Origin of the sequence: Fluviicola taffensis DSM 16823, assembly GCF_943372375.1 — a bacterium.
In the GTDB taxonomy this organism is placed as follows: domain Bacteria; phylum Bacteroidota; class Bacteroidia; order Flavobacteriales_D; family Crocinitomicaceae; genus Fluviicola; species Fluviicola taffensis_A.
On sequence record NZ_CALRYJ010000028.1, the window covers coordinates 25,659 to 36,717 of the forward strand.

The 11,059-nt window shown below is 39.5% G+C and carries 12 protein-coding genes; 6 read left to right on the forward strand and 6 right to left on the reverse strand.

Going from position 1 to position 11,059, the window contains the following annotated elements:
- Window positions 1–22: 22 nt before the first annotated feature.
- Entirely contained in the window at window positions 23–886 is an 864-nt protein-coding gene (prmC, locus tag AAG807_RS20675; protein WP_341908353.1) for a peptide chain release factor N(5)-glutamine methyltransferase, read from the reverse strand.
- Between the two features lie 237 nt (window positions 887–1,123).
- Between prmC and AAG807_RS20680 the strand changes: the two genes are divergently transcribed.
- Window positions 1,124–2,017, forward strand: coding sequence for a LysM peptidoglycan-binding domain-containing protein (locus tag AAG807_RS20680; protein ID WP_341908355.1), 894 nt, complete (start codon window positions 1,124–1,126; stop codon window positions 2,015–2,017).
- Between the two features lie 571 nt (window positions 2,018–2,588).
- On the opposite strand, the gene AAG807_RS20685 is transcribed toward AAG807_RS20680, so the two are convergent.
- Genes AAG807_RS20685 through AAG807_RS20700 form a run of 4 tightly spaced genes read right to left on the reverse strand, consistent with a single transcriptional unit; the run spans window position 2,589 to window position 5,624 of the window.
- The gene (locus AAG807_RS20685; RefSeq protein WP_341908357.1) at window positions 2,589–3,077 is read right to left on the reverse strand and encodes a methionine-R-sulfoxide reductase; all 489 of its coding nucleotides are present in this window, start codon (window positions 3,075–3,077) and stop codon (window positions 2,589–2,591) included.
- A 55-nt stretch (window positions 3,078–3,132) separates the two neighbouring features.
- A complete protein-coding gene (locus AAG807_RS20690; protein WP_341908359.1) occupies window positions 3,133–3,651 on the reverse strand; it encodes a TlpA disulfide reductase family protein in 519 nt (172 codons plus the stop codon).
- Between the two features lie 6 nt (window positions 3,652–3,657).
- A complete protein-coding gene (murA, locus tag AAG807_RS20695) occupies window positions 3,658–4,965 on the reverse strand; it encodes a UDP-N-acetylglucosamine 1-carboxyvinyltransferase (protein ID WP_341908360.1) in 1,308 nt (435 codons plus the stop codon).
- Between the two features lie 2 nt (window positions 4,966–4,967).
- Window positions 4,968–5,624 (reverse strand): DUF4290 domain-containing protein, encoded by a 657-nt coding sequence (locus AAG807_RS20700; RefSeq protein WP_341908362.1) that lies wholly within the window; start codon window positions 5,622–5,624, stop codon window positions 4,968–4,970.
- Between the two features lie 137 nt (window positions 5,625–5,761).
- Here AAG807_RS20700 and AAG807_RS20705 point away from each other — a divergent pair, with 137 nt between their 5' ends.
- Window positions 5,762–6,562, forward strand: coding sequence for a hypothetical protein (locus AAG807_RS20705; protein ID WP_341908364.1), 801 nt, complete (start codon window positions 5,762–5,764; stop codon window positions 6,560–6,562).
- Window positions 6,563–6,571: 9 nt separating this feature from the next.
- Entirely contained in the window at window positions 6,572–7,213 is a 642-nt protein-coding gene (locus AAG807_RS20710; RefSeq protein WP_341908366.1) for a DUF2306 domain-containing protein, read from the forward strand.
- On the opposite strand, the gene AAG807_RS20715 is transcribed toward AAG807_RS20710, so the two are convergent.
- Window positions 7,210–8,382, reverse strand: a complete 1,173-nt coding sequence (locus tag AAG807_RS20715; protein ID WP_341908368.1) for a hypothetical protein — start codon at window positions 8,380–8,382, stop codon at window positions 7,210–7,212. The two genes, AAG807_RS20710 and AAG807_RS20715, sit on opposite strands and share 4 nt — an antisense overlap.
- Before the next feature lie 238 nt (window positions 8,383–8,620).
- On the opposite strand from AAG807_RS20715, the gene AAG807_RS20720 reads away from it, so the two are divergent.
- From AAG807_RS20720 to AAG807_RS20730, 3 genes are all read left to right on the forward strand, one after another.
- A complete protein-coding gene (locus AAG807_RS20720) occupies window positions 8,621–9,091 on the forward strand; it encodes a hypothetical protein (RefSeq protein ID WP_341908370.1) in 471 nt (156 codons plus the stop codon).
- Between the two features lie 222 nt (window positions 9,092–9,313).
- Entirely contained in the window at window positions 9,314–9,781 is a 468-nt protein-coding gene (locus AAG807_RS20725) for a hypothetical protein (RefSeq protein WP_341908372.1), read from the forward strand.
- A 483-nt stretch (window positions 9,782–10,264) separates the two neighbouring features.
- Window positions 10,265–10,828: a putative peptidoglycan-binding domain-containing protein gene (locus tag AAG807_RS20730; protein ID WP_341908374.1), complete on the forward strand. Its 564-nt coding sequence runs from the start codon at window positions 10,265–10,267 to the stop codon at window positions 10,826–10,828.
- Window positions 10,829–11,059 lie beyond the last annotated feature (231 nt).

Here is an 11,059-nt window from a genome sequence, read left to right on the forward strand (position 1 = left end):
GTTTATACTAAAGATACAAAAATCATTGATTTGAACTCACTTTCCATTCTGCTTTCAGCATGCGGTTCTTCCCCTGAAGGTCTTCTTTGATCTCAATGGAACTGAACCCCAAATCCTCCAGTACCGCTTTTGTTTCCGAGCCAAAATCCTCATGCAATTCGAAAAACAGATAGCCATGATCATTCAGGTTCATCGCTGCATACTCTGCTATGTTCCGATAAAAAAGCAAAGGGTCCTCATTTGGAACGAACAAAGCCAAATCGGGTTCGAATTCTGTCACATTCTGATGCATTTGGTCTTTCTCTTTCCACGGAATATAAGGCGGATTCGAAATGATGACATCCACTCTCCCATTATTCCGAGGTTCCAATGCATCATTGATTTCAAATCCAACACCTAAATTCAGTTCTTTTTCATTGAACCTGGAAATTTCAAGTGCTTCTTCTGAAATATCATAACCGATCACTTCAAAGTGAGGATTTCGATTCTTAATTGCCAAAGCGATGCATCCGGAACCGGTGCACCAATCCTCCACTTTCAGGTTTTTCTGATCCGAAACCGTTTCCTGAATCCAGGAAACCAATTCCTCCGTTTCAGGTCGGGGAATCAAAACTCCCGGTGCTACATGAATTTTCAGATCGTCGAAATAAGTGAACCCGACAATGTATTGATAAGGCTCTCCGGTTTTTAATCGGGACGATATCTGTGTCAATCTTTCCAATTGCTCTTCCGACAGATCGATTTCCCTGGAGACCAGTAAAATTGACCGTTTGAATTCGAAAACATCCTCCAAAGCAAGTAACAGGATATTCCGGGCTTCTCTTTCGGAATAAAGATCACTTAACTGATTCGCCCAATTTGTGAAAATTTCTTTCAGATCTGACATGATTCAAAGGTAGGCATATCTTACTTTTTTCCAAGGCAAAAAGAACGAGCATTGCTCGTGAAGACAAAGCATGACTTTCGCAAAAAGTCACATGCTGAGGTAGTAAGCAAATTGCTGGAATACATTCGTATTTAAGGTTTTTTATCAGGTTTATTCGTTGATTTAGCTATTTTATTTTTAAATCTCAATGTAACTTGTTAAATTTAGGTGCGTTAAATACAGATAAAACAACAAAAAGTGACTCATATCAAATTCATTTTTCTAAGTATTCTCATTAGTAGTCAGACGCTTTATGCTCAATCGGATGGTGACTTGGAGGTCGAATCAATAGATACCATCTCCGTTCCGGTTCGATCAAAAAAAACACTCGAAGTTCCTCCATTTCAGAAGTACAATCCGGATACCATCCAACTTGGGGAAAACGATCTGATGATTACAGATTCATACACCGCACTTGGACAACGTTATACTTACGATGCCCTGCATTCATTCAATCGCAGAAGAATGGATGGTTTCGGAGGTTTTTTAAATGATAAGATCAATGCCGGATTAGCAGAAGTTCGCAGCAACGGATTTAATTCCGACCTGAAGAAATTATATATTCAAATTGATCCGACTACTTTAACTGTTCATTGGACCGCAGTAGTTGGACCTAGTTTGGACGGAAGATGTTACATGCATGTAGACAGCCGTGGTTCAGCCGGAGGAGGTTTACCTGCAGTTCAAAAGCAATGTCCGCGGATGCACCGATTGCATTCAACCTTGATTCCGGTTAAACAATTGGAGTTTAATGATAATGTATTGCAGTGCTACGATTGGAACAGTATGAAATTGGATACAGTGACAAATACAATCAACATCCAACAGCACTTTTATAAGTACTACGATCCACAAATCGGAAATACCGTAACCCTTGCAGAAGTGGTTCAGAAAGAAGCCGAAAGACTTTGTGTACTGGTAACAACACCGGCTGCTCCTGCTGTAAGTTATAGAAGATATACCGTAAGATCGGGAGATACCTTGTCGCAAATAGCTCAAAAACACCATACCACTGTGTCAAGAATCGCTAAAGCGAACAATCTGCGATCTTATATTATTCGCGTTGGACAGAGCTTGAAGATTCCAAGATAAGAGCGAGCATTGCTCGCGAAAAAAATGACCTTATCAGAAAAGAAAAGTCATCTGCAAGCGAAATCAAGAAATCCAGCTTAGCTAGTTAAAAGTTCACATCTTATACAAAATTCTCTCCTACTTTTTTCCGAGGCAAAAGAATGAGCACCGCTCATGAAGACGAAGTATGACTTTTCCAAAAAGTCAAATACTGAGGTAAGTAGGCAAAAATGCCTTTTCCCGATTGCAAGCTGCGGGAAGTCTCCCGTTCCGGACCGCTCCATGAAAAGGAGGGATCAGGATCCCAAATGATAAGCACTTTCCGGCAGCGGTAACCTGAACAGGAGACTTCCAACTTCGACAGACAATTATTAGTACTGATAACAATTTCAGAATAATAGTTGAGATTTTAGTCTCGTGCAATCGGGAGGAAATTCGCGGCTAAAAATCATTCAAACAAGCGCTACACCCCTTTAAAAACGAGCGGTTCGCTATTTGGCAAATTAGCAAATTTGCGCCCTAAGAATTCGATTGGAACAAAAAAAGTCCTCCACCGAAGTGAAAGACTTTTCTAATAGTGTGTATAACGAATCTATTTAATAACCTTTGGAATCTTATCCGCATCCTTGGAAGGATAAAACTGGATGGAACTTGTATTGACACAGTGTCGTGTATCTTTGTCCGTAAAACCTTCTCCTGTAAATACGTGACCTAAATGCCCTTTACAGTTTGCGCAGATAATTTCTGTCCGCATTCCATCTGCATCCGGAACGCTGATAACGGAACCTTTGATTTCGTCATCAAAACTTGGCCAACCACAATGAGATTCGAACTTGTCATCTGAGCGATAAAGCGGATTGTTGCATTGTTTGCATACATAAACTCCTTTATCTGTTTTCTGATAATAATCCCCTGTAAAAGCACGATCTGTATTCTTACCAATGATCACACTCTGTTCCTGTGGAGTTAACTTGTTATACTTTGTTTCTTTTTTTGAAGAATTGGCATCCGAATTTACCGGCTCTTGAGAACAGGCAACAAATCCAAAGAGTAAACTACAAATAATCAAATAATTTTTCATGTTCAATCGTTTTGAATCAGTTACGTCAATTCCCCTGATTTGGATTTGAAAAGGACTATTTTTTGTGTTTGTCCAATTCCACATGCAATCCAAGTCCTCTTACAGAATCCCCGGAAGCAACGATTTTACCTTCACCATCCACTAAAAATGCTGTCGGGATGAATTGTACATTATAGGCTCTACCGGCATCGTTTGCTTTGTCCCAAACATGGTTTTTCCAGATCAAACCATCTGCTTTGATCGCTTCTTTCCATTTTGCTTCGTCACGATCCAAAGAAACCGAAAACACTTCAAATCCTTTTGCATTCTTGAATTTCATGTTTTTGTACTTTCCATAAGCCTCCACTACATTCGGATTCTCTTTTCTGCATGGTCCGCACCAGGAAGCCCAAAAATCAATCAAGACCATTTTTCCTTTCAGGGAAGAAAGTTTCACCGTTTTTCCATCCACACCATTCAAGGCAATCTCAGGAGCGGTAGAACCAACACCAGGTGCACTTTTAATCGTTTTAAAAGACGATAACCCAATTCCAACAAGGAATATGGTTGAAAGAACTATGATTGAATTTTTCATCTGCTTTTAGTTTACGCGACGGATATCAGCACCCAGATTTCGCAAGCGAATATCGATGTCCTGATAACCTCTGTCGATTTGTTCAATATTATGTATGACACTTTTTCCTTCTGCTGAAAGTGCTGCTATCAATAAGGAAACTCCTGCACGGATATCGGGAGATGTCATTTGAATTCCACGCAAATGATGCTGTCTTCCAAGTCCGATAACAGTAGCTCTATGCGGATCACACAAAATAATTTGTGCTCCCATGTCGATTAATTTATCTGTAAAGAATAAACGCGACTCAAACATTTTTTGATGAATCAAGACACTTCCTTTTGCCTGCGTTGCCACCACCAAAATGATTGACAACAAATCCGGAGTAAATCCGGGCCATGGCGCATCGTAAATCGTTAAAATCGAACCATCAATGAAGGTGTCAATCTCGTAAGAATCCTGAGCCGGAATGTAGATATCGTCTCCTCTTCTTTCCAATTTGATTCCCAATCGTTTGAAGGTATTTGGAATAACTCCCAAATTTTCCCAGCTTACATCTTTAATGGTAATTTCCGATTGAGTCATTGCTGCCAAACCGATGAAACTTCCGATCTCGATCATATCCGGTAAAATGCGGTGATAACAACCACCCAATTCCTTCACTCCTTCAATCGTCAATAAGTTCGAGCTGATTCCTGAGATTTTTGCTCCCATTGAATTCAACATTTTACACAACTGCTGAATGTATGGTTCACAAGCTGCATTGTAGAATGTCGTTGTACCTTCCGCCAGAACTGCAGCCATAAGGATATTTGCTGTTCCGGTCACGGAAGCCTCATCCAAATGGATGTATGCGCCTTTTAATTTTTTTGCTTCAATCGAATAGAAATGTTCTCCTGCATCGTAATTGAATTTTGCACCAAGTAGGGCAAAACCGTCAAAATGCGTATCCAATCTTCTACGACCAATCTTGTCTCCTCCGGGTTTTGGAATGAATCCTTTTCCGAAACGAGCCAAAAGCGGACCTACAATCATGATTGAACCACGTAATGATCCTGCTCTCTTTTTGAAATCCTCTGTTTCCAGATATCCTAAATCAATATCCTTTGCTTGAAAAATGTAAGTACCTCGCTCCACTTTTTCAATCTTCACTCCCATTATCTGCAATAAGTCAATCAACTTATTCACATCAACGATATCCGGAATATTTGAAATAGTGACTTTTTCAGAAGTTAGCAAAGGAGCGCATAAAACTTGTAAAGCCTCATTTTTTGCGCCTTGAACAGTCAATTCGCCTTTTAGCTTCTTTCCTCCGTAAATTTCAAAAGATGACATACTTAATTCTTATTACGATTTTGGTTTTGATTTTGATTTTTCCCTTTAAAGTTCTTTTGATTTTTCTGATTCTTCTTCGGACGTTTATTGGGCTGAATTCCGAATGATTTCAAGATCAGGTTCGTATTCATCAACTCATCCGGATTTTCAAGGATCAATTCTCCCTGGGAAAGGTCTCTCAACTGATTGGCAATCACATGGTTTTCCACCGCATCATTGTTATAAGCCAAGTATTGCTTTTTCATGAAATTCGCCATGGTGATCTTCAAATAATCACGCTCATCTGCTGCTGTGATATTCTTTGAATCCTTTAAAATCTCCTGGGTATATTTCCCGTAATGACCAAATTTGATCTTTCCTTTCGGATAAGGCATTACATCTGGTTTACTTGAAAGTGTTTCCGGTTCGGGAATCTCATAAGGTGAATCTACCTCCAATTTGAAATCGGACATCACGAACAAATGCGTCCATAGCTTATGTCTGAAATCATCTACGTCACGCAGATGCGGGTTCAATTGTCCCATCACTTCAATAATTGCTCTTGTTGCTTTGTTTCGTTCATCGCGATCTGCGATTTCCATAGCATGAGAAATCATTTCTTGTACGTTTCTACCATACTCCGGAAGTAATAACTTCGGTCTCGTGGTGTTGTATTCCATAAATTTTCTTCGAAAGTCCAAAAATAAGCTTTTAAATCGAAATATCCTGCTCTGAACAGGTAGCAATTCAAGCAATTAAAATACATTTCTTCAGATTGAGACAAAAAGGTTATTTTTAGCTACGAAATAATCGCTTTATGAAAACAACTTTCGCGCTATTTATTGGAATAACGGGTTTATTACTAACGACTTCCTGCTCTTCCGATCCGGAGACCAAAACTACTGCCACCTCGGAGAAAACCTCCAAAGATTCAGTGGCATTGGAAGAATGGTTTCCCGAAACAAATTTCGATACACTTCGCGGAATGTATACCGGTGATTTCGGCGACGGATTCATCAACGTCATTCTCACTTATGTGAATGATAAAAAAGCGATCGGATACAACATTCACAAAGGATTACAGCGCAATATCAGCGGTTCGGTGGTTCAGAAAAAAGAATCGTTCGAACTGACTCTCAATGAACCCGGAGACAATCCATTCGATGGGGTGTTTGTATTGAATATTTCAAAAAAAGATGGAAGCCTCGATGCAACCTGGACTGCGAATGACCCGAAAATATCCACCAAGAAGTTCCGGTTGAAAAAGCAACCGATCAAGCAAGGAAGCGGTTCGAAATATGAATTCAACGGGGAGGAAGTCACACAAGATAATTTCATAGAGCTTTTCTCTTTTGCAAACCTGGATGATGGAAATGTTGAATTCAAAGAAAACGGCATAGTCATTTACACCTACTACCCTCAAAAACAAGAGAATGAGCAACAGGAAATTCTCAAGGGTTCCTGGAAGTTCATAGACGAAAAAACCATGGTGATTGAGTGGTCTAAAAACAAGGTTTTCAAACAACAAAGCATGAAATTCAAATTGACACAGGATGAAGACGGAATGCCAAGTTTTGAAGGACCAAATGAGCTAAGCATCTACCCTGATTTTTACTAAACCGGTTGAATGAAAAAAACAGCGTGGGTCTTTTTCGTCATTGGAATTTTGTATGCTTCGTACTTATTGCTTTTATTGTCGCTACCGTATTTGGACATGCGACGAGGGATTGATTTCCTGAAAACCAAGCAGCTGATTTATCATATCAAACATTGGAGGTATAGCTTTTATATTCACGTATTCACCAGTATCCTGGTCATCACCAGTGGACTTTTTCAGTTCAGTAAAACAATCCTGACCAGATACACCAAAATCCATCGAATTTCAGGTTTTGTTTACCTCATCACTACCCTTCTGATTTCCGGTCCGGCAGCACTTGTGATGTCATTTTACGCCAATGGTGGTTATCCGGCTCAGGCAAGTTTTGTGATCTTGAGTATTCTTTGGCTGGGAAGTACTTTCCTGGCATATTATTTCGTTCGGAAAAAGGATTATGAATCCCATGGAAAATGGATGGTTCGCAGCTACGCGCTGACGTTATCAGCCGTTTCTTTGCGACTTTACTCCTATCTGTTCAATGTGTTCTATTTCAACATGGATCCGGTCGACCTATACATTCTGCTTTCCTGGATGAGTTGGATCCCGAATCTGATCATTGCTGAAATCCTTATCAGGCGAGGTCTCGTGAAACGATTACTTGACCAGCGTTAGGCATCCGCTTCAGCAAACGTTTTCCCTTCCAGGTAAAGGATCTTTCCGGAAGCATCGATTCGGTATTTTTCCGTATCTATTTTCTTTTTGGAAACGATCGGATTGTCGTAATACCCTTCTTCATTCGGATCTTTCTGGAAAGTTGTTTCGTAATTGGTAATGATAAACGAAAGGTCTTTGTTGATGGTGCACATTTTCAGCAGCGCGGAATAATCTTCCCGTCCTGCAATTTCCTTTTTATCGATAATCTTGCCCGTTTTTGTATAAGTCACCAAACGATAGGTCAAAGGAGAATCTTCCCCATTGAACTCATCTTTCACTACATAGATCAACGCTACATAGTTGTTTTTTTCAGCTACCTGAACGAAATTGTAGAATCCTTTGCTTACTTCTCTGGAGAACCGTGCATTGCGCATCTCAGCGACAAATCGTTCAAAATCATACGAAATGCGGTTTTTGTCGTCATACACCACTTTTCCCTGCTCCATATTCATATTGATAGGAAAGGAAGCCTGAACGAAGTTTCGTTTAAACTGAAGCCAGTATAAGTTTTCGACATCTGAAACACCTCCCAAAGCCAAATCCAGGTTTTTCTTGAACAGGTAAGGTTCCTTGTCTCTCAAATTTGCCAGATCCTCATCCTTTTCAATATTGTCTATATTCACATATCCTGCTTGAATAGCGAATTGTAGGTAATCGGCACTCATGGGGAAATTTTTCAATTGAGAATAAGCACATGCCACATTGAACATCACTTTTGAAAACGGCTCATATCCTAATTTTTCAGCCAATGAATAGGCATCCAATGCTCCCTGGTAATTCTTCATTTCCATGTATACATTTCCCAATTCATAATAAGACTTTGAATTCGGATACTCTGCAATCGAAGCTTTAAATCCTTCACTTGCAGCCTGCAGATTCTTTTTATTCTTGAATTCATCCAATGCATTCAGAAATAGCTTAGTTGATTTTGGATTTGCCTTGGGGTTCTGAAACAGGAACAAACGCACTTTTTCTCCATTGAATAGGTCAGCAGCACCTAATTTGATCTGTACGGATTCATCCACAACAGGCGTTTCACCCAATTTTCCATCCGAATTGGGAACTGCAGGATTTCCACAAGAGCTAAGCGCAGCAACAAAAAGCAAAGAATAGAAGGCAAATTTCATAAGTACTAAATTAAGTTCACTAATGTAAACAATTCCGAATTACGAATGCAGAATTACGAGTTGATAATTCATCTACTGATTTCAATTGACACTTCCAGCTCATCAAACACTGAGATCTTAGATTGAAAAACTTCCATTCTTTTCAATCCCTCAATAAAATCAAGTGTTTTAAAATGTTAAATAATTGGATGCCAGGGCATTTTATCGTAATTTCTAAACTCATTCAAATTGTAAAGTCATGAATATTCGAAATAGATCGCTAGTCTACGGACTTTATAGTTTTGCAGGGATTGCACTACTATTTTTGATTATGAAATTATTTTCATTGGAAAACAACGGCTATCTGCGTTTTCTAAACGTCTTCATCGTGTTTTTCTTCACCAACAGATTGGCTAAAAAGAATCGTCAACTCGAGCCGGATGATAACTATCTGAAAGCTTTTGGTTCATTGATTCTGGCAAATGCGCTAACAGTCGTTTTATCCGTACTTAGTTTTGTGATTTATGCGGTGTTCATTCAACCGGATTTTATCGACCATTTTGATGGTGGAATCTTTTGGAACCAAGAGATTACGATAGACCAAGCGGCGGCGGTATTGTTCTTTGAGGGAATGGGATCTGCATTGGCATCATCGTTTATTGTGGTGATGTATTGGAATGAAAGAACTCCGGATAACAAATGTGTTCCGGTAGAGCCCATAAAAAAATAAGCTCATATCCCGATAGCCTTTGCCCCTGCAGTCAAGGTTTTTAAACTATCGGAAAGGAAAATCGGGTGGATTCAAGTAATTCACCCGATTTTTCTTTTTTACACCGATTTTATTCTCAAAAAAAACACCTATCGATATGGTAATGAGAATTTTGAATAGATAAAAATTTGGATTGCATTCCATTTTATCGTAATTTCTAATCTCATTTAAAAACACATCACTATGAGCAGTCGATCTCAATCCATCCGCTTCGGACTTTATAGTTTTGCAGGCATTGTACTCTTATTCTTACTGACCAAGCTATTTTCATTGGAACATGTCATTTTTCTCCGTTTTTTAAACGTGCTGATCATTATTTACTTCACAAACAGATTGGCGCGAAAGAACCATCAAAACAATGTGGACAGTAATTATTTGAATGCCTGGGCTTCCCTGATTCTGGCCAACGTCATAACCGTCAGTTTATCCTTACTCAGTTTTGTGATCTATGCCATGTTCATTCAACCTGATTTCATCAGTAAATTTGAAGGTGGAATACTTTGGAACAACCACATTACCTTGGGTCAGGCTGCATTGACATTATTCACGGAAGGTATTGGCTGTGCGGTGGCTATCTCATTTATCATCATGCAGTACTGGAATGAAAGCCCTAAAAGTAAGGTGAACACTTCCGAAACCGTTAAAAAGTAAACCTCTATCACATCCCGATAGCCTTTGACACTGTGGCAAGGTTTTTAAACTATCGGTACGGAAATCGAGTGGATCCAGGAAATTCACTCGATTTTCTTTTTATATCCCCCCCCAACCAAAAACAGGACCTCTTCGTTAAGGTTAGAAGTGAATGATTTGATTACAACTAATTACCACATTAAGACCTAAGCCTCCGGAAGCAAGGGAGAGATCGGATGAACCCGGAAATTCATCCGATTTTCTTTGTCACTGCTCATCTTCTAATTAAAACATGCTTGTCTTCTTACCTAAAATTCAGATACCAGTTAAAACTTCGTAAGTAGATTACGTCCTTCCCAACGTAAATTTGACTGATAGACACCTAAAACAATATCCAATCATAATAAATTGATTGTCAATCGATTAATGAACCTAAAAAATATTAGATCGCATTAAAATTTATCACATTTTTATACTAAATTAGCTTTCCACTTATTGAACACTATGACACTAGAAGATTTCATCAATTTCGAACGGAAATGGGAAGGAGGTCTAAGCAGACACACTTCCGACTCCGCAAGTAAAACTCCATGCCCTACTCCTTATAAAGGTAAAACAGGTTGGCATACCAATGCGGGAATCACTTATTCCGTTTGGAGAAAAAAATTCGGAAAGCTAAACGACCAGCGCTTTTTTGAAATGTCGAATGCAGATTGGTTCGCCGTTTTTGATTCACTTTACTATTCAAAGGTAAAAGCGGCTTCCTTCAATTCCTTATCCATAGGATTCATGGTTACCACCATCGCCTGGGGTTCAGGTGTCCGACAAGCCGGATTGACATTGCAACGCGCCATCAACAAAACAGGTGGGGCTGTATCTGTTGACGGAGTCATCGGACACAATACCATCGCTGCAGCAAATGCCATTCCAACCAAAGAATTGTTCGCTGAATTGGTCAAGCAACGCTCTGATTTCTTTCATCGGATTGCAAAAGGAAAGAATGCTGTTTTCCTGAAAGGATGGATGAACCGGTTGAATGCTTTTGTAAAAGCCTTCAAACCTGCATAACCCTACTTTTTTCCAAGGCAAAAGAATGAGCACCGCTCATGAAGACGAAGTATGACTTTCTAAAAAAGTCAAATACTGAGGTAAGTAGGCAAAAATGCCTTGATTCCAATTGCAGCCTTCAAGCAATCTTCCGTTCCTGACCGATCTATGGAAAGACGGGGTCAGGACCCCAAATGACAAGCACTTTCCAAGATCGGTAACCGAAACGGAAGACTTTTACTACCAAGTAAC